The 18,093-nt window shown below is 70.6% G+C and carries 18 protein-coding genes; 13 read left to right on the top strand and 5 right to left on the bottom strand.

The features are described from left to right. The 3 genes from ACRWK7_RS24560 to ACRWK7_RS24550 form a co-directional block, all read left to right on the top strand. On the top strand, nucleotides 1–371 hold a 371-nt coding region (locus ACRWK7_RS24560), incomplete at its 5' end, for a transketolase C-terminal domain-containing protein (RefSeq protein ID WP_431858954.1). A gap of 215 nt (nucleotides 372–586) precedes the next feature. Then, a complete protein-coding gene (locus ACRWK7_RS24555) occupies nucleotides 587–1,585 on the top strand; it encodes a sensor histidine kinase (RefSeq protein WP_431858953.1) in 999 nt (332 codons plus the stop codon). 63 nt (nucleotides 1,586–1,648) lie between these two features. Next, entirely contained in the window at nucleotides 1,649–2,386 is a 738-nt protein-coding gene (locus tag ACRWK7_RS24550) for a TlyA family RNA methyltransferase (protein WP_431858952.1), read from the top strand. A gap of 16 nt (nucleotides 2,387–2,402) precedes the next feature. Here the strand turns inward: ACRWK7_RS24550 and sppA are convergent, their stop codons facing one another. Then, entirely contained in the window at nucleotides 2,403–4,127 is a 1,725-nt protein-coding gene (sppA, locus tag ACRWK7_RS24545) for a signal peptide peptidase SppA (RefSeq protein ID WP_431858951.1), read from the bottom strand. A 15-nt stretch (nucleotides 4,128–4,142) separates the two neighbouring features. Next, nucleotides 4,143–4,715 (bottom strand): peroxidase-related enzyme, encoded by a 573-nt coding sequence (locus tag ACRWK7_RS24540; RefSeq protein ID WP_431858950.1) that lies wholly within the window; start codon nucleotides 4,713–4,715, stop codon nucleotides 4,143–4,145. A 160-nt stretch (nucleotides 4,716–4,875) separates the two neighbouring features. Here ACRWK7_RS24540 and ACRWK7_RS24535 point away from each other — a divergent pair, with 160 nt between their 5' ends. Further along, on the top strand, nucleotides 4,876–5,952 hold the full coding sequence (locus ACRWK7_RS24535; RefSeq protein WP_431858949.1) for a response regulator: 1,077 nt from the start codon (nucleotides 4,876–4,878) through the stop codon (nucleotides 5,950–5,952). A gap of 3 nt (nucleotides 5,953–5,955) precedes the next feature. On the opposite strand, the gene ACRWK7_RS24530 is transcribed toward ACRWK7_RS24535, so the two are convergent. Continuing rightward, on the bottom strand, nucleotides 5,956–6,843 hold the full coding sequence (locus ACRWK7_RS24530) for a LysR family transcriptional regulator (RefSeq protein WP_431858948.1): 888 nt from the start codon (nucleotides 6,841–6,843) through the stop codon (nucleotides 5,956–5,958). A gap of 30 nt (nucleotides 6,844–6,873) precedes the next feature. Continuing rightward, on the bottom strand, nucleotides 6,874–7,191 hold the full coding sequence (locus tag ACRWK7_RS24525; protein WP_431858947.1) for a hypothetical protein: 318 nt from the start codon (nucleotides 7,189–7,191) through the stop codon (nucleotides 6,874–6,876). 96 nt (nucleotides 7,192–7,287) lie between these two features. Between ACRWK7_RS24525 and ACRWK7_RS24520 the strand changes: the two genes are divergently transcribed. Beyond that, the gene (locus ACRWK7_RS24520) at nucleotides 7,288–8,298 is read left to right on the top strand and encodes an aldo/keto reductase (RefSeq protein ID WP_431858946.1); all 1,011 of its coding nucleotides are present in this window, start codon (nucleotides 7,288–7,290) and stop codon (nucleotides 8,296–8,298) included. On the opposite strand, the gene ACRWK7_RS24515 is transcribed toward ACRWK7_RS24520, so the two are convergent. Further along, the gene (locus tag ACRWK7_RS24515; protein ID WP_431858945.1) at nucleotides 8,295–8,465 is read right to left on the bottom strand and encodes a hypothetical protein; all 171 of its coding nucleotides are present in this window, start codon (nucleotides 8,463–8,465) and stop codon (nucleotides 8,295–8,297) included. The genes ACRWK7_RS24520 and ACRWK7_RS24515 overlap by 4 nt on opposite strands. A gap of 298 nt (nucleotides 8,466–8,763) precedes the next feature. Between ACRWK7_RS24515 and ACRWK7_RS24510 the strand changes: the two genes are divergently transcribed. The 8 genes from ACRWK7_RS24510 (at nucleotide 8,764) to ACRWK7_RS24475 (ending at nucleotide 17,905) form a co-directional block, all read left to right on the top strand. Then, a complete protein-coding gene (locus ACRWK7_RS24510; RefSeq protein ID WP_431858944.1) occupies nucleotides 8,764–10,023 on the top strand; it encodes a GTP cyclohydrolase II in 1,260 nt (419 codons plus the stop codon). Continuing rightward, entirely contained in the window at nucleotides 10,020–11,231 is a 1,212-nt protein-coding gene (locus ACRWK7_RS24505) for a URC4/urg3 family protein (RefSeq protein ID WP_431858943.1), read from the top strand. The genes ACRWK7_RS24510 and ACRWK7_RS24505 overlap by 4 nt, the downstream gene beginning before the upstream one ends. Before the next feature lie 14 nt (nucleotides 11,232–11,245). Then, nucleotides 11,246–11,881 (top strand): uracil phosphoribosyltransferase, encoded by a 636-nt coding sequence (gene upp, locus ACRWK7_RS24500; RefSeq protein WP_431858942.1) that lies wholly within the window; start codon nucleotides 11,246–11,248, stop codon nucleotides 11,879–11,881. A 100-nt stretch (nucleotides 11,882–11,981) separates the two neighbouring features. After that, nucleotides 11,982–12,980 (top strand): BMP family protein, encoded by a 999-nt coding sequence (locus tag ACRWK7_RS24495; RefSeq protein WP_431858941.1) that lies wholly within the window; start codon nucleotides 11,982–11,984, stop codon nucleotides 12,978–12,980. A 149-nt stretch (nucleotides 12,981–13,129) separates the two neighbouring features. Next, nucleotides 13,130–14,662 carry an ABC transporter ATP-binding protein gene (locus ACRWK7_RS24490; protein ID WP_431858940.1) on the top strand — a complete coding sequence of 511 codons (1,533 nt, stop codon included), beginning with the start codon at nucleotides 13,130–13,132 and terminating at the stop codon, nucleotides 14,660–14,662. After that, nucleotides 14,652–15,701 carry an ABC transporter permease gene (locus tag ACRWK7_RS24485; RefSeq protein WP_431858939.1) on the top strand — a complete coding sequence of 350 codons (1,050 nt, stop codon included), beginning with the start codon at nucleotides 14,652–14,654 and terminating at the stop codon, nucleotides 15,699–15,701. The genes ACRWK7_RS24490 and ACRWK7_RS24485 overlap by 11 nt, the downstream gene beginning before the upstream one ends. A gap of 6 nt (nucleotides 15,702–15,707) precedes the next feature. Then, on the top strand, nucleotides 15,708–16,631 hold the full coding sequence (locus ACRWK7_RS24480) for an ABC transporter permease (RefSeq protein ID WP_431858938.1): 924 nt from the start codon (nucleotides 15,708–15,710) through the stop codon (nucleotides 16,629–16,631). Beyond that, nucleotides 16,631–17,905, top strand: coding sequence for an amidohydrolase family protein (locus ACRWK7_RS24475; protein ID WP_431858937.1), 1,275 nt, complete (start codon nucleotides 16,631–16,633; stop codon nucleotides 17,903–17,905). Before ACRWK7_RS24480 ends, ACRWK7_RS24475 begins: the two co-directional genes overlap by 1 nt. Nucleotides 17,906–18,093 lie beyond the last annotated feature (188 nt).

Genomic DNA, 18,093 nt, shown 5'->3' with positions numbered 1-18,093 from the left:
GTCTGGGCGAGTGCCGCAAGGCGGCGGCGGAGCTGGCGGCGCGCGGGCTGTCCACCACGGTGGCCGACGCGCGCTTCGCCAAGCCGCTGGACGAGGATCTGGTGCGCCAGTTGGCGCTGCACCACGAGGTGCTGATCACCATCGAGGAGGGCTCGGTCGGCGGCTTCGGCAGCTTCGTGCTGCAGTTCCTGGCGACCTCCGGGCTGCTCGACGGCGGGCTGAAGATCCGCCCGATGGTGCTGCCCGACCGCTTCCTCGACCACGACACCCCGGCCAAGCAGTACGAGGAGGCCGGCCTCAACGCCAAGTCCATCGTCGCCACCGCGCTGGTGGCGCTCGGCATCGACGCGCTGGCCGAGGTGCGCGCATAGGGCACGCCCAAGGTCACGGAACTGTAATGGAGGGCCGCCTGTCCGGGCGGCCCTCTGTCTTTGGTCCGTATGAGCAAGGATCGGCACCGAAAGACCTACCCCGATTTGGGTAGTTTTGTGTCTATAGGTTCCCCTGGAGACGACATCGTCGTTCCACTACATTGCGGACACGAGGTTCGCTCCGTACGGACACTGCGAAGGACCGCCAGTCTACAATGGTTTCCCTGTCTGACACCGCCGCCGCCGGCGCGCTTGAGGCCGGCGACACGGCGCTTCTCCTCGCGTCGCTGGAACAGGCGCCGGTCGCCATGGCCGTGGTCGAAGGGCCCGAGCACCGCTACCGCTACGTGAACGCTGCGTTCCGCGCCCTGCCCGCGACGCCGGCGGCCCAGCCCGGCGGCCGGCTGGTGGACGGGTTCCCGGGGCTGGCCGACGGCCTGGAGGAGGTCCGCCGCAGCGGCCGGACGGCGCGGGTCAGCGATCTGGCCGTCACCGGCGCGGACGGCCGGACCCGGGTGTGGGATATCGACTGCGCGCCGCTGGCCGGGTCGGAGGGCGCGCGCGGCGTGCTGGTCACCATGCACGACGTGTCCACCAAGGCGGCGGCCCTGAAGGCGACGGAAGAGCTGCTGCGCGAGGTCAACCACCGCGTCAAGAACAGCCTGCAGCTGGTCTCCAGCCTGCTCACCCTGCAGGCGCTCAGCTCCAAGGACACGGAGCTGCGCCGGCAGTTCCAGGAAGCCTGCGGGCGCATCGGCACCATCGCCCAGGTGCACCAGCGCCTGTACCAGAGCCAGACCTACAGCGAGGTCGCCTTCGGCGCCTATCTGCGCGACCTCTGCCGCGAGCTGGGCGGCAGCGCCGCCGCGGCCGGCCGCACCATCGCGGTGGAGACCGACGACGTCGACCTGCCGGCCGACACGGTGATCCCGCTGGCGCTGGTGGTGAACGAGCTGGTCAGCAACGCCGTCAAGTACGCCTACCCCGAGGGGCAGCCGGGCGAGGTGGCGGTCGGCTTCCGCGTGCAGCCGGACGGCCGCAAGAGCCTGACCGTCGCCGATCATGGCCGCGGCCTGCCCGAGGGCTACGACGTGGCGCGCGCCGACACGCTGGGCATGAAGGTGATCCGCGCCTTCATCGGCCAGCTCAAGGGCAAGCTCCGCGCCGAGCCGAACGTGCCGGGCACGCGCTTCGTGGTCGACCTGCCGGCCTGATTCCCTTGCAGCGGGCGTCTCGTTGCGCCATGCATCTCGCCTGATCCTGGGGGAGGTGCCGGCATGGCGAAGGTACGCGTGGACGTGGCGCTGGTGGAGCGCGGGCTTGCCGAGAGCCGTGCCAAGGCGCAGGCGCTGATCCTCGCCGGGCTGGTCTATTCCGACACCCGCCGCATCGACAAGGCCGGCGACCTGCTGGCCGAGGGCGCGCCGCTGTCGGTGAAGGGGCAGGACCACCCCTGGGTGTCGCGCGGCGGGCTGAAGCTGGTGAAGGGGCTGGACGAGTTCGGCATCGACCCGACCGGGCTGGTGGCGCTGGACGTCGGCGCCTCGACCGGCGGCTTCACCGACGTCCTGCTGACCCGCGGCGCGGCCAAGGTCTACGCCGTGGATGTCGGGCACGGGCAGTTGGCCTGGAAGCTGCGGCAGGACCCGCGCGTCGTGGTTCTGGAGAAGACCAACGCCCGCCACCTGACCGGCGCCGAGATCCCCGACCCGGTGGACCTCGTGGTGTGCGACGCCAGCTTCATCGGGCTGGAGGTGGTGCTCCCCGGCCCGCTGGCGCTGGCCGCGCCGGGCGCGCGGCTGGTGGCGCTGATCAAGCCGCAGTTCGAGGTCGGCAAGGGCCGCGTCGGCAAGGGCGGCGTGGTCCGCGAGCCGGAACTGCACGCCGAGGTCTGCGAACGGATCCGGGCGTGGCTGGAGAGCCTGCCGGGGTGGCGCGTGCTGGGCATCGCCGAGAGCCCGATCACCGGCCCGGAAGGGAACAAGGAGTTCCTGATCGGCGCAGTTCGGGAATAGGAGGGGGCATCCGCCGTTACCGCACCATCACCGCCGGCATTTTCGCCCGTACCCCGGGCTCGGCCAGCTCCGCCAGCGGCCCCAGCCACGCGCGCAGCTCGCGCGCCACCGCCTCGCGCACCAAGCCCTTGCCGGACATCACGCTGCGGATCTCCTCCAGCGTCGACTTCGGCGGCGGAAACGGTTCCAGCGCCACCGGGGCGTCGGGCTTCAGACCGATGGCCTCGCGGACGCGGACCAGCGCGGTCTCGGTGTCGCCCAGCTCGTCCACCAGCCCGAGCGCCAGGGCCTGCTGGCCGGTCCACACGCGGCCCTTGGCCGCCGCGTGCACCTTGTCGGCGGGCAGCCTGCGCGCCTCGGCGACCTTGGCGAGGAAGCTGGCGTAGGTGCGATCGATCATCGCGGTCAGGCGCGCCTGCTCGGACTCGCTGAACGCCCGGAACGGCGACCACATGCCGGCGTTCTTGGCGTCGGCGACCACGCCCCAGTGCACGCCCAGCTTCTCCGACAGCCCCTCCAGCGACATCTTGCCGGCGACCACGCCGATGGAGCCGGTGATGGTGCCGGGCATCGCCACGATGCGGTCGGCGTTCATCGAGATCCAGTAGCCGCCGGACGCCGCCGCGTCGCCCATGGAGACCACCACTGGCTTGCCGCGCTCGCGCGCCCGCACCACGGCGCGACGGATCGACTCCGACGCGGTGACCGAGCCGCCGCCGCTGTCGACGCGGAACAGGATGGCCTTGACGTCGTCGTCCTCCACCGCCTTGTCGAACGCCTCGACGATGGTGTCGGAACCGGCGGAGACCTCGCTGATGCCGCGCCCCTCGCTCTCGCCGCGGCTGATGGTGCCGACCGCGTGGATCAGCGCCACCACGGGCCCGTCGCGGTGCGGCGGCCCGGCCGTGCCCAGGTAGTCGGTCAGCTCCACCGTCTCGCCGCCGCCGGCGCGGCGCCGCGCCTCCGCCTCGGCCTCGTCACGGTAGCCGATGCGGTCGATCAGCCGGGCCTGCAGGGCTTCCTGGTCCATCAGCGGCGCCCGGTCGATCAGCGCTCGCACCTCGCCCGGGTCGAGCCGGCGCGCCTTGGCGATGCCATCCACCAGCTGCTTGCTCAGGTCCGACAGCAGCGCCTGCGTCATCTCGCGGTTGGCGGGGGTGAGGTCGCGCTGGGTGAAGGTGTCAGCGAAGCTCTTGTACTCCTCGCGCTGCTGCACCTGCGGCTGGATGCCGAGCTGGTCGAGCGCGCCCCGCGCGAACGGGATCTGCGCCGCCAGCCCGGTGATGCCGACGTCGCCCAGCGGCTGCACCCACACCTCGTCGAATCCGGTGGCGAGATAGTAGGAGCGGTTGCCCGCCCCGCCCTCGCCGAACCCCTCGGCGAAGGCGAGCGCGAAGCGCCCGGTGGCGCGGAGCCGTTCCACCGCGGCCCGGATCTCCTGCGCCTCGGCGAAACCAGGCTCGTGCCCGCCGATGCGGACGAGCAGGCCCTTGACCCGCTCGTCGGAGCGCGCCCGCTCCAGCGCGTCCAGAACGTCGCGCAGGCTGGCCTCGCGGCCCAGCAGGCTGCCCAGCGCGTCGCCGTCGGGCCGGCTGGACAGCGGCTTGTCGAGGTCCAGCGTCAGCACCATGGCGTCGGGCAGCGGCTCCTCGTGAGTCCAGAGGTACCACACGGCGGTGCCGATGCCGGCCACCACCAGGAAACCGATGAAGGCGAACAGGCGGACCAGAAAGCGCAGCATCGGGCAGGGTCCCTATCAGCGGTCGAGGGCGTGGTATTCCGGGTTGGGAATCATGTCCACCGCCGAGGCGACGCGGTTCGACATGTTGTAGAACCCGGCGACGTCGGCGACGTCGAAGACCTCGTCGTTGGAGAGACCAACGCGGCGCAGCGCCTCGCGATCCTCCTCGCCGATCGACCAGGGCTCCTTGGTGAGCTTCCAGGCGAAGTCGAGCATGGCGCGCTGGCGCGGCTCCAACGGTGCGACGCGGTAGTTCGCCGCCAGCATCTCGCCCAGCTGCGGGTCGCCGGACAGCTTGCGCACCGCCTGTCCGTGCGCCGCCAAGCAGTAGTAGCAGTGGTTGGCCGAGGAGACGACCACCGCGATCATCTCACGCTCCAGCTTCGACAGCTTGCTCTCGCCGAGCATCAGCTCGTTGTAGAACTGCGCGAAGGTGCGCAGCTTCTTCTGCCGGCTGCTGTAGGCGCGCAGCACGTTGGGGATGAAACCCAGCTTCTCCGTGCACTTGTCAAAGTAGGCCTTCATGTCGTCGTCCAGCGTGGACGGGTCCGGCACCGGCAGGGCCATGATGTGGTCGGGTTGCGGCATCGTGTGGGCTCCTCCCCTTGTCGTCGCGTCCAAGGTAGCGGTACCCGCCGCCGACGCAAGCCTTCCCTGCGCGCCTATCCCGAACGTCGCCCTCGCCAAGCGGGGCGCGGGCGTGTCATCAATTCGAGGTTAATTCAAGGCGTTGGATCGGCAAAAGGCGATGAACGACGCTTCGGTCATGGGATGGTCGCGGCTGGGGCCGCTCTCCGTGCTGGTGGTGGAGGACGGCACCTTCATACGCTCGGTGCTGACGGGCGCGTTGCGCTCCCTCGGCGTCGGCACCGTGCACGCGGCCAGGAACGGCGCCGACGCCATCCGATTCCTGGAAGAGCGCAAGGCGGCGCTGCCGCCCGGCACGGCGCCGGTGGACGTGGTCATCACCGATGTCGTCATGCCCGAAGTGGACGGCATGATGCTGCTGCGCTGGATCCGTTCCAGCCCGCGGTCGCCGGACAAGTTCCTGCCGGTGCTGATGCTCTCGGGCGCCGCCGACCGGCATTACGTGGCGCAGGCGCGCGACCTCGGCGCCACCGACTTCATCGCCAAGCCGTTTTCGGCCGGTACGGTGGGTGCCCGGCTGATGATGGCCATCGCGCGGCCGCGCCGCTTCGTGCTGGCCACCGGCTACTTCGGGCCGGACCGCCGGCGGGTGGCGAAGCCGGTCATAATGGACTGCCGGATGACCGCGGAGTGCGAGATCCTGGTGGTGCACAGCCGGTCCCGCCCGATGGGGCTCGACCGCCACCCGGTGGTGTATTTCGAGCTGCCGAACCGCCTGGGTGCCAAGGTGGGCGTCGGCCCGCGCGACCCGGTGCCAGCGCTGCCGGAGTCGGTTCTGGAGGCGGCGGAGGCGGAGATCCAGAGCCGCGCCGGCGACTACGCCACCTGGATCGCCGCCGAGGTGGAGGAGATGACGCGGCGCATCGACCGCCTGGGTGCTGACTCGAGGCACGTGGCTGGGCTGGTGGCGGACATCAGCCGCGCTGCGCACGAGATGCGCGGGCAGGGCGGCATCTTCGGCTATCCCCTGATCACCCAGATCGCCAAGTCGCTGTACGAGGCGACCAGCGGCGGTCTGAAGGCCGTGACGCCCAACGAGCAGCTGCTGTTCAAGGCGCACGTCGACGCGATCAAGGCGGTGATGCACGGCCGGGTCAGCGGCGACGGCGGTGCCACCGGCCAGCAGCTGCTGGCCTCGCTGGAGGTGGCGAAGAGGAAATACGCCAAGGAGGCGTGACCCTCACTCCGCGGCGTCGGCGTGCAGCCGTCGCGGTCGGGCGTGGTCGAGGAAGGCGGCGAGCGCGCTGGAGCGGAAGGAATCGCGGCGGCGGATGAACACCGTCTCGACGTTGGCGTCCACCGGCGGCAGGTCGTGCGTGGCGACCAGCCCATCGCGCACCGCCCGCGCCACCACGGCGCGCGGCAGCAGGGTGATCCCGATCCCGGCGCCGACACAGGCGAGGATGCTGTCGAGCGTGCCGAACTCAAGCAATCGCAGCGAGACGACGCCGCGCTGCGCCAGGATCGCCTCCAGCCGGTGGCGGTAGGAGCAGCCGGCGCGGAACACCACGATCTTCAGGTCGCCGCGGCGCGCCAGATCGTCCAGCGAGCGGATCGGGCGGGAGGTCACCACCACCATCTCCTCGCGGAAGGCGGTCTCCTCCTCCAGGTCCGGGTGGTCCACCGGGCCGCAGACGAAGGCGCCTTCCAGGCGGTGCTCCAGCACGTCGCGGATCAGCTCGGCGGTGGTGCCGGTGCGCAGCACCAGATCGACATCGGGGTAGGATGCGGCGTAGGAGGCCAGCACCGGCGGCAGGCGCAACGCCATGGTCGTCTCCAGCGAGCCGAGCGTCAGCGCCCCCTTTGGCGCGCCGTCGTCCCTCGCCGCGCGCTTCGCGTCGTCGAGCAGCAGCGCCACCCGCACCGCGTAGGGCAGCAGCCGCGCCCCGCCGTCGGTCAGCGTCACGCCGCGGCTGTGGCGGTGGAAGAGCGGGACGCCCAACTCTTCCTCCAGCGCGCGGACACGCGCGGTGACGTTGGACTGCACGGTGTTCAGCTCGGCCGCGGCGCGGTTCATGCCGCCCAACCGGGCCACCGCCTCGAACACCCTGAGATCGCCCGCGTCCATGCCCGTTCTCCGCCCCGGCCTGGGAGCAGCTTACACCACCGGCGGATCGACGCCCACCCAGCGCAGCGCCAGCTCACGCAGCCGCGCGGTCTGCCGGCGCTGGCGGCCGGTCGACACGGCGTATGCGCCCCACGTCACCGCGGCGATCACCAGCCACGCCCCCAGCAGGTAGCGCCAGTCGCCGCCGCCGATCAGCAGCAGCATCTCGATCAGCGCGGCGATCGCCAGCACCACCCAGCAGAGGATGCGCGTGCGGCGGAAGGCGGCCTCGTCGCTCGTCTCGAACTCCTGCGCCAGCGCCTGCAGCTCCAGCCCGGCTTCGCGGCGGGCGTCGGTCATCACGTCCATCGGATCACTCCCTTGCCTGTCGGACGGAAAACGCCTGGAGGGCGGCGTCGGTCCGGTGCATCATCCCCTTCAACAACCGGAACACCGGGAGGGGACATGGAATACCGCAAGCTCGGCCGCAGCGGCGTCAAGGTGTCGCCGCTCTGCCTCGGCACCATGATGTTCGGCGGCCCGACCGACGAGGCGACCAGCGCCCGCATCATCGCGCACGCCGCCGAGGCCGGCATCAACTTCATCGACAGCGCCGATATCTACAACGAGGGCCGCTCGGAGGAGGTGGTCGGCCGCGCCATCGCCAAGGAGCGCGAGCGCTGGGTGCTCGCCACCAAGGTCGGCAACGCCATGGGGAAGGGTCCCAACCGGCGCGGGTTGTCGCGGCGCTGGCTGACACTGGCCTGCGACGCCAGCCTGAAGCGCCTGGGCACCGATTGGATCGACCTCTACTACCTGCATCGCGAGGACCCCGACACGCCGCTGGAGGAGACGGTGGCCGCGCTCGGCGACCTGATCCGGGCGGGGAAGATCCGCAGCTTCGGCGTCTCCAACGTCCGCTCCTGGCGGATCGCCGAGATCTGCCGGCTGTGCGACGGGCTGGGCATCGACCGGCCGGTGGCCTGCCAGCCCTACTACAACGCCATGAACCGCATGCCGGAGGTCGAGGTGCTGCCGGCCTGCGGCCACTACGGGCTGGGCGTGGTGCCCTACAGCCCGCTGGCACGCGGCGTGCTGACCGGCAAGTACGCTCCCGACGCCGAGCCGCCGTCCGACACCCGCGCCGGCCGCAAGGACACCCGCATGATGAACACCGAGTGGCGGCGCGAAAGCCTGGAGATCGCGCAGACCCTCAAGAGTCACGCCGAAGCGCGCGGCATCACCGCGGGCCAGTTTGCCGTCGCCTGGGTGCTGAACAACCGGCTCGTCACCGCCCCCATCGCCGGCCCGCGCACCGAGGAGCAGTGGCGCGACTACCTGGGCGCGCTCGACTACGCCTTCACGGCGGAGGACGAGGCGCTGGTGGATGGCCTGGTGACCACCGGGCACCCATCGACGCCCGGCTACAACGATCCGGCCTACGCCATCGAGGGGCGGGTGGCGCGGACGGCCTAGGCAAGGTCCGGCTGGCTCGCCGGGAACCGCGGATCGTGCGGATCGGTGGGCTGGCCGGGGATCTTGCCGGGAATGATGCCGATCTGGTCGGGGCGCTTGCGCTCCTTCTCCTCGGCCGGGGTGTCGCCGCGTGGATCCCGCGGGTCGGTTGCTTTCGGGTCGGTCATGGCTGGCTTCCCTGGGTGTCTCCCGTAATGAGAACACAGCAACGGCACGGCCGTTTCGCGCTCGTTGCATAACCCTGTGTGCATTTGCCGCGTTGCGCGCTTCCGGTTGCCTGTCGAGGCTGACGGGGTCACTCAACGTTTGGCACAGACATGACTGGCCGCCGCCGCCCCTCATCGGACGCCGGCGGCTTTTTTTGTCCTGGCCGAAGGTTAGAGGGGGCGGCCCTTTGTTTCGGTATTCCGGCGGCCCCGGAGTGTGTCACCATGTCGCGGTCCGGGGCAGTGCAAAGGCATCCCTATGGAAAGCCGCCGAAACCAGCCGCAGCGACACATCGTCCTCGCTTCGCATCCGGGCGGCGCCAAGCCGCGCTACACGCCGGTGCACTGGGGCGCGGCCACGGCCGCGGAGCGCGGGCCGGTGGTCGCCTCGCTCTCCGACCCTTCGCACCGCAACGCCATCGGCGCGCACGCCGGCAGCTATGCGGTGTACCGGGCACTGGCGGTGGCGGCCGGACAGCTCAGCGCCTACCATGTGCCGGACCTGACCAACACCGCGCCTGCCGAGGCCATTGGCCCGCACCCGCAGTGGTTCGACCCGGACAAGATCGTCTCCATGGACCCGTTCGGCCACGTGGTCAGCGAGACGTTCAAGGAGCACCTCGACCGCGGCGTCGACGTCCGCCCGACCGTCGCCGTCACCAAGGCGCGCATCAAGGTGCCGGAACTGGCCGACGCCATGCAGGCCGGCCGCCTCAAGCCCGACGGCAGGACCCTGCTGGAGAGCGGCGACGCCCGAGTCACCAAGATCGCCATCGAACCGGTGTGGTTCCTGCCCGGCGTCGCCACGCGCTTCGGCATCACCGAGACGACGCTGCGCCGCGGCCTGTTCGAGCACACCGGCGGGATGTTTCCCGAATTGGTGACCCGCCCCGACCTCAAGGTCTTCCTGCCACCGATCAACGGGCAGACCGTCTACATCCTGGGCGACCTCGCCGCGATCTCCGACCCGAACCGCAAGGTCGCCTGCCGCGTGCACGACGAGTGCAACGGGTCGGACGTCTTCGGCTCGGACATCTGCACCTGCCGCCCCTACCTGACGCACGGCATCGAGGAGTGCATCCGCACCGCGCAGGAGGACGGCGTAGGCCTGATCATCTACAACCGTAAGGAGGGCCGGGCGCTCGGCGAGGTGACCAAGTTCCTGGTCTACAACGCCCGCAAGCGGCAGCCCGGCGGCGACCGCGCCGAGGCCTATTTCGAGCGTACGGAGTGCGTGGCCGGCGTGCAGGACATGCGCTTTCAGGAATTGATGCCCGACGTGTTCCACTGGCTGGGCGTCACGCGCATCGACCGCATGGTGTCGATGAGCAACATGAAGTCCGACGCCATCCGCCGCGCCGGAATCGAGATCGTCGAACAGATCCCCATCCCCGACGAGCTGATCCCCGACGACGCCAAGGTGGAGATGGACGCCAAGAAGGCCGCCGGCTACTTCACCCCCGCCGTGCCCACGGCGGAGGAACTGGCGCGGGCCAAGGGCCGGGGGCTGACGGATTGAGCGCCGGGCCGGACACCAGCGTCGCCTGGCTCCTGTCGGCCGACGCCGTGCGGGAGAGGGCGCACGCCCTGCTCGCCGAGGCCGAGCGCGGAGCGCTCGACCACTTCGAACTGCACGCAGAGCGTCTTGACGAAGCGGCCGACCTGGTGGTCGAGGTGACGCGCGACTGCTATCCCGACCTCGCGGTGCCCTACCACAGCCGCTGGCGTCACTTCTTGGTGAACGGCGAGGATCGCTGGGCCAAACTGGCGGAGACGCTGGACTGCCTCGACGCCGACGAACTGGCGCGCATCCGCATCGACCTTGCGGTGGTCAGCGTGCTGCTGGACGCCGGGGCCGGCGACCTCTGGCGCTACCGCGACGCCGAAGGGGCGGAACTCATGCGCTCCGAGGGACTGGCCATCGCCAGCTTCGACATGTTCCGCCACGGCGCCTTCGCCGAGAGCACCGGCCTGCTGCGGCTGCGCGCCGACGCCGACGCGCTCATGGACATCGAGGAGGGCACGCTCGCCGACGGCTTCCAGGTCTCGGCCGGCAACCCGCTGGTCGGGCTGGACGGACGGGTGGCCCTGCTGCGCCGGCTCGGCAAGGCGCTGAACAAGGCGCCCGACCTGTTCGGCCGGCCGGCGCGCGTCGGGAACCTGTACGATTACCTGAAGGCGCAGGCGCCGGGCGGCGTGCTTCCGGCCTCGACGATCCTGTCGGCGGTGCTGCGCGGCCTGGGACCGATCTGGCCGGGACGGATCGAGCTGGAGGGCGTCAACCTGGGCGACGTCTGGCGCCACCCCATCGGCGGGCTGGTGCCCTTCCACAAGCTGTCGCAGTGGCTGACCTACTCCTTGGTCGAGCCGCTGGAGGATGCCGGGATGCGCGTCACCGGGCTGGACGGCCTGACCGGCCTGCCGGAATACCGCAACGGTGGGCTGCTGGTGGACACCGGCGTGCTGGCACCGAAGGCCCCGCGCGTGCTGACCGAGGCGCTGGAGGTCGGCGACCCGGCGGTGGTGGAGTGGCGGGCGCTCACCGTCGCGCTGCTCGACCGGCTGGCGGACGGGGTGCGGGTGCGGCTGGGCAAGCCGGCGGAGGATTTCCCGCTCGCCAAGGTGCTGCAGGGCGGCACGTGGACGGCCGGCCGTTGGATCGCCCGCGAGCGTCGTCCGGACGGGAGCCCGCCGATCCGCATCCGCAGCGACGGAACGGTTTTCTGAAGGAGAGGTCGAGCATGCCCATCCCGACGCTCACCGTCATCGACCATCCGTTGGTGCGGCACAAACTGACCCTGCTGCGCCGCAAGGAGACGCCGACCCTGCGCTTCCAGGAGGTGATGCGCGAGCTGTCGCAGCTCATGGGCTACGAGGTGACGCGCGACCTGCCGCTGGAGACGCGGCCGGTGGAGACGCCGCTGACCACCTTCGACGCGCCGATCCTCACCGGCAAGAAGCAGTGCCTGGTGTCGATCATGCGGGCGGGGCAGGGCATGCTGGACGGCATGCGCACGCTGCTGCCCTCGGCCCGCATCGGCCACATTGGCCTGTACCGCGACCAGGAGACGCTGACTCCCGTCGAGTACTTTTTCAAGGTGCCCGAGGACATCGAGGAGCGGCTGGTCATCCTGGTCGATCCGATGCTCGCCACCGGCCACACGGCCGAGGCGGCGGTGCACCGGCTGAAGGACGCCGGCGCGGTCTCCATCAAGCTGGCGGTGCTGGTGGCGGCGCCGGAAGGGTTGCGCACCTTCTACGATTCGCATCCCGACGTTCCGGTCTACGCAGCGTCGGTGGACCGGCAGTTGAACGAGCTGGGCTACATCCTGCCCGGCCTGGGCGACGCCGGAGACCGGCTGTACGGCACGCGGTAATACCGGTTGCCGTGCATCGGGTGCCGTGCCACGCTCGTCGCCGTTTGCTGAACCGTACAAACAAGAAGAGGGTGGGCAGATGGGGACCTGGGTCAGGGACATGACGCGCCGTGCGGTGCTGTGCGGCGTTGCGGCGGCGGCCATCGCGCTTTCGACGCCCGCTTTGATCTCTACAGCTGGGGCGCAGGGCAAGCTCAAGGTGGCGGGCGTCTACACCGTGCCGATCGAGCAGCAGTGGGTCAGCCGCATCCACACCGCGCTGAAGGCCGCGGAAGCCCGTGGCGACATCGAATATGTCTGGGCCGAGTCGGTCGCCAACACCGACTATGAGCGCGTCATGCGCCAGTACGCCGAGGGCGGCCAGCAGCTGATCTTCGGCGAGGTGTTCGGCGTCGAGCGCGCGGCGCGCACCGCGGCCAAGGACTACCCCAAGACCGCGTTCGTCATGGGTTCCAGCTTCCAGCCGCAGGAGCCGAACTTCTCGGTCTTCGACAACTACATCCAGGAGCCGGCCTACCTGACCGGCATGATCGCCGGCTCCATGACCAAGTCGAACGTGATCGGCATGGTCGGCGGCTACCCGATCCCCGAGGTGAACCGCCTGATGAACGCCTTCATGGACGGCGCCAGGGAGGTGAACCCGAACGTCAAGTTCATGGTCAGCTTCATCGGTTCGTGGTTCGACCCGCCGAAGGCCAAGGAAGCTGCCTTCGCCATGATCGACCGCGGCGCCGACATCATGTACGCCGAGCGCTTCGGCGTGTCCGACGCGGCCAAGGAGCGCAAGGTGCTCGCCATCGGCAACGTCATCAACACCCAGCCGCAGTACCCGGAGACGGTGGTCGCCAGCGCGCTCTGGCACATGGAGCCGTCGGTGGACCGCGCCATCGCCGCGGTGAAGGCCGGCACCTACAAGGCCGAGGACTACGGCCCCTACAGCCTGATGAAGCACAAGGGCTCCAGCCTCGCCCCGCTCGGCACTTTCGAGGGCAAGGTGCCGGAGGCTGCGATGGCCAAGGTGAAGGCGCGCGAGCAGGAGATCCGCGACGGCAAGTTCACCGTGAAGGTCAACGACGGCGAACCGAAGTCGACGATGTAAGCAAATGGCCCTCCCCCGCCTCCGGCGGGGGAGGGTTGGGTGGGGGCAAACGGCCCCGCCAAGCATCCACCGCCTAAAAACGCCGCTGCCCCCACCTGACCTCCCCCAGCAGGGCTGGGGGAGGGATTGAGTTTCCCTCTTCAAAACCGATGACCCCCGTCCTCCGCCTGACCGGCATCACCAAGCGCTTCGGGCCGCTGCTCGCCAACGACGCCATTTCGCTGACGCTGCATGCCGGCGAAGTGCTGGCGCTGCTTGGCGAGAACGGCGCCGGCAAGACCACGCTGATGAACATCCTGTTCGGCCACTATGTGGCCGACGAGGGAGCCGTCGAAGCGTTCGGCCGCCCGCTGCCGCCCGGCTCGCCGCGCGCGGCGCTGGAGGCCGGCATCGGCATGGTGCACCAGCACTTCACGCTGGCCGACAACCTGTCGGTGCTCGACAATGTCTCCGTCGGCACCGAGCCGCTGTGGCGCCCGTGGTCCGACCGCAGCAGGGCGCGCAAGCGGCTGCTGGACTTGGCCGAGCGCTTCGGCCTCGGCGTGCGGCCGGATGCGCTGGTCGGCGACCTGTCGGTGGGCGAGCGGCAGCGGGTGGAGATCCTCAAGGCGCTGTACCGCGACGCCCGCATCCTGATCCTCGACGAACCGACCGCGGTGCTGACGCCGCAGGAGGCGTCCGGCCTGTTCGACACGCTGCGCCGGCTCACGTCGGATGGGCTGGCGGTGGTGTTCATCAGCCACAAGATGAACGAGGTCTTCGCGGTCAGCGACAGCGTCGCCGTGCTGCGCGCCGGCCGTCTGGTCGCCACCCGCCGGATGGCCGAGACCGACCGCGAGGAACTGGCCGCGCTGATGGTCGGCCGAGACGTCAAGCCGCCGACCCCCGCCCTGATGGAGCCCGGCGAGCCGGTGTTGGCGCTGTCCGGCGTGACCGTCGCGTCCGGCCATGGGCGGCCGCTTCTCGACGCGGTGGACCTGACAATCCGTCGGCATCAGGTGATCGGCATTGCCGGGGTGTCCGGCAATGGCCAAACGGCGCTGGCCGATCTGCTCAGCGGGCTGATCCATCCCGAGTCCGGCAGCATGACGCTGAAGGGCGAGTCCGTCGCCACCGCCGATCCCGCCGCCATGGTCCAGCGCGGCGTCGCGCGGATTCCCGAGGACCGGCACGCCGCCGGCCTCGTGGGCGCCATGTCGGTCTGGGAGAACCTGATCGCCGAGCGCTACCGCGACCCGGCCTTCTCCCGCTTCGGCGTGCTGAAGCGCGCCGCGGCGCGCCGGTACGCGGACGAGGTGATCCGCGCCTTCGACGTGCGCTGCCCAGGCCCCGACGCGCGCACGCAGCTGCTGTCCGGCGGCAACATGCAGAAGCTGATCCTTGGCCGCACGCTGGCGCACCGGCCTGACCTGATCCTGGCCAGCCAGCCGACGCGCGGCCTCGACGTCGGCGCGGTGTCCTACGTGCACGGGCGGCTGCTGGAGGCGCGGGCGGCCGGGGCCGGCGTGCTGCTGATTTCCGAGGACCTGGACGAGATCCTCGCGCTGGCCGACTGCATCGCGGTGATCCACCACGGCCGGCTGACGCCGCTGCTGCCGCACGACCGCGTGTCGATCCGCCAGCTCGGCCTGCTGATGGCTGGGCATTGGGACGTGCTGGAGGAGGTCGGCCATGCGGCTTGAACCGCGCACGCACACGCCGCTGGCGTTGCGCGTGCTGGCGCCGGTCGGGGCGGTGCTGGCGGCACTGGCGCTGTGCGCGCTGCTGGTGGCGTGGACCGGGGCGCCGGTGCTGAAGGCGTACGGGCTGCTGATCGAGGGCGCCGTCGGTTCGCGCTTCGCGCTGACCGAGACGCTGACCCGCGCCACGCCGCTGATCCTCACCGGGCTGGCCGCCGCCGTCGCCTTCCGCGCCAAGCTGTGGAACATCGGGGCGGAGGGACAGCTCTACATGGGCGCGCTGGCCGCGGTGGTGCTGGGCGGCGGGATGCTGAACCTGCCGTTCTGGCTGCTAATCCCCACGGTGATGATCGCGGGCGCGCTGGCCGGCGGGCTGACGCTGCTCGGGCCGGCGGTGCTGAAGGTGCGCTTCGGCGTCGACGAGGTCGTGACGACGCTGCTGCTGAACTTCGTCGTGCTGCTGTTCGTTTCCATGCTGCTGGAGGGCGCGCTCAAGGACCCCATGGGCATGGGCTGGCCGCAGTCGGCGCCGGTGGTCGAGGCCGCCGAGCTGCCAAAGCTGGTGGCGCGCACGCGGCTGCACGCCGGGCTGGTGATCGCGCTGGCGCTGGCGGTGGTGCTGTGGCTGATCGACACCCGGACCATCTGGGGCTACGAGAACCGCGCGGTCGGCGCCAACCCGCGCGCCGCCGCCTTCGCCGGCATGCCGGTGACCAAGGTCATGCTGCGCACCGCGGTGCTGTCCGGCGGGCTGGCCGGGCTGGCCGGGGCGGCGGAGGTGTGCGGGCTGAAGGGTTACCTGACGCTCGACCTGTCGCCGGGGTTCGGCTACAGCGGAATCGTGGTGGCGATGCTGGCGCAGCTGCACCCGCTGGGTGTGGTCGGCGGGGCGCTGTTCATCGCCGGCATCTTCGTCGGCGCCGACGCCATGAGCCGGGCCGTGCCGGTGCCCAACTACATCGCCGACGTGCTGGTCGCCGCGAGCCTGCTGTGCATGCTGGTCGCCGGGTTGCTGGCGCGCTACCGGCTGCGGCGGGGGTAGGGCGCCATGGAAATCCCCAACGCCATCTGGGACGTCCTCGTCTCGGCCGCCTTCTGGACCGCGGTGCTGCGCATCGCCACGCCCTACGTGCTGGGCACGCTGGGCGAGCTGCTGTGTGAGCGCGCCGGGGTGCTGAACCTCGGCATCGAGGGGATCATGACGCTGGGCGCCATGGCCGGCTGGATGGCGGTCTACCAGGGCGGCGGCCTGTGGACCGGCGTGCTGGTGGCGATGGCCTGCGGCGCGCTGATGGGCCTGCTGCACGCGTCGCTCACGGTGCCGCTCGGCCTGTCGCAGCACGTGGCGGGGATCGGCGTGACGCTGCTGGGTACCAGCCTGTCCTACTTCGTCTACCGCCTCGTGCTGCCGCAGGCGAGCACGCCGCCGACCATCCAGCCGTTCCAGCCGCTCGACCTGCCCGGCGCGCTGGCGCAGACGCCGCTGACCTACCTTGCGGCGCTGCTGGTGCTGGCGGTGGCGTACGTGCTGTACCGCACGCCGGTCGGGCTGGCGGTGCGCATGGTCGGCGAGAACCCGGCCGCCGCCGAGGCGCAGGGCCTCAGCGTCACCGCCGTGCGCGTCGGCGCGGTGATGGCGGGCAGCGCGCTGATGGCGCTGGGCGGGGCGTTCCTGACCCTGTCGGCGTTCAACGCCTTCTTCTTCAACATGGTCAACGGGCGCGGCTGGATCTGCATCGCGCTGGTGGTCTTCGCCTCCTGGCGGCCGGGCAAGGCGCTGCTCGGCGCCGTACTGTTCGCCGCCTTCGACGCCTTCCAGTTGCGCCTGCAGCAGATTGCCGGCGGGGTGCTGCCGTACCAGGTCTTCCTGATGCTGCCGTACCTGCTGAGTATCCTGGCGCTGGTGCTGGTGGCGCGCCGCGCCGCCTACCCGCGCGCCCTGATGATCCCCTACCGCAAGGGAGAACGCTGATGTTCGATCTGATCCTGCGCCGCGCGACGCTGCCGGACGGCCGCACCGGCGTCGATATCGGCATCCGCGGCGGGCGCATCGCCGCCGTCGAACCCAACCTGCCCGGCGAGGCGGGCCCGGAGATCGACGCCACCGGCCGGCTGGTGACGCCGCCCTTCGTGGACGCGCACTTCCACATGGATTCGACGCTCAGCTACGGCATGCCGCGGGTCAACCGCTCCGGCACGCTGCTGGAGGGCATCGCGCTGTGGGGCGAGTTGAAGCCGACGCTGGCGCAGGAGGCGATCGTCGAGCGGGCGCTGGCCTACTGCGACTGGGCGGTGGCGCGCGGTCTGCTGGCGATCCGCAGCCACGTCGACGTCTGCGACCCGCGCCTGCTCGCCACCGAGGCGCTGCTGGAGGTGAAGAAGCGCGTCGCGCCGTACCTCGACCTGCAACTGGTGGCCTTCCCGCAGGACGGCGTGCTGCGCTCCCCCGGTGCCGAAGATTTGCTAAGGCGCGCGCTCGACATGGGCGTCGACGTGGTCGGCGGCATCCCGCATTTCGAGCGCACCATGGCCGACGGCGCCGAATCCGTGCGCCTGCTGTGCGAGATCGCGGCGGAGCGCGGGCTGCTGGTCGACATGCACTGCGACGAGACCGACGACCCGCTGTCCCGCCACGTCGAGACGCTGGCCTACGAGACGCAGCGGCTCGGCCTGCAGGGGCGGGTGACCGGATCGCACCTCACCTCCATGCACTCCATGGACAACTACTACGTCTCCAAGCTGATCCCGCTGATGGCGGAAGCCGACCTGGGCGTCGTCAGCAACCCGCTGATCAACATCACGCTGCAGGGCCGCCACGACACCTACCCCAAGCGCCGCGGCATGACCCGCGTGCCGGAGCTGATGGCCGCCGGGCTGACCGTGGCGCTGGGCCACGACTGCGTGATGGACCCGTGGTACCCGCTCGGCTCCGGCGATATGCTGGAGGTCGCGCACATGGGCCTGCACGTGGCGCAGATGACCGGCTCGGACGGCATCGCCGCCTGTTTCCAGGCGGTCACCGCGAACCCGGCGAAGCTGCTGCACCTGGAGGGCTACGGCCTGGAACCGGGCTGCCACGCCGACCTCGTCGTGCTGCAGGCCGGCGATCCGGTGGAGGCGGTCCGCACCCGGGCGACGCGGCTGTTCGTGCTGCGGCGGGGCAAGGTGGTCAGCCGTTGCGCGCCGGTGCAGGCGGAGCTGGATCTGCCGGGGCGGCCGGGGGCGGTGACGTTCACGCGGTCTTAGGGCGCTCCCGCGCCACCGCGGATGGAACAGAGTGGAACACGGTGAAACAGTGTGCGCAGCGTGTTCAGTTCACAGGTCGGCGGCATCGGGACGCCACGGGAATCGCTTGAAGACATTCACGCGGTTGGGTGAATGAGAGCGTTGAGGTAATCGGTTGACCAAGAAGCCATTTTTCGACGCACCTTGAG

The sequence above is a fragment of the Azospirillum sp. genome (assembly GCF_050789165.1).
This window is presented reverse-complemented; position numbering and strand designations above follow the sequence as displayed.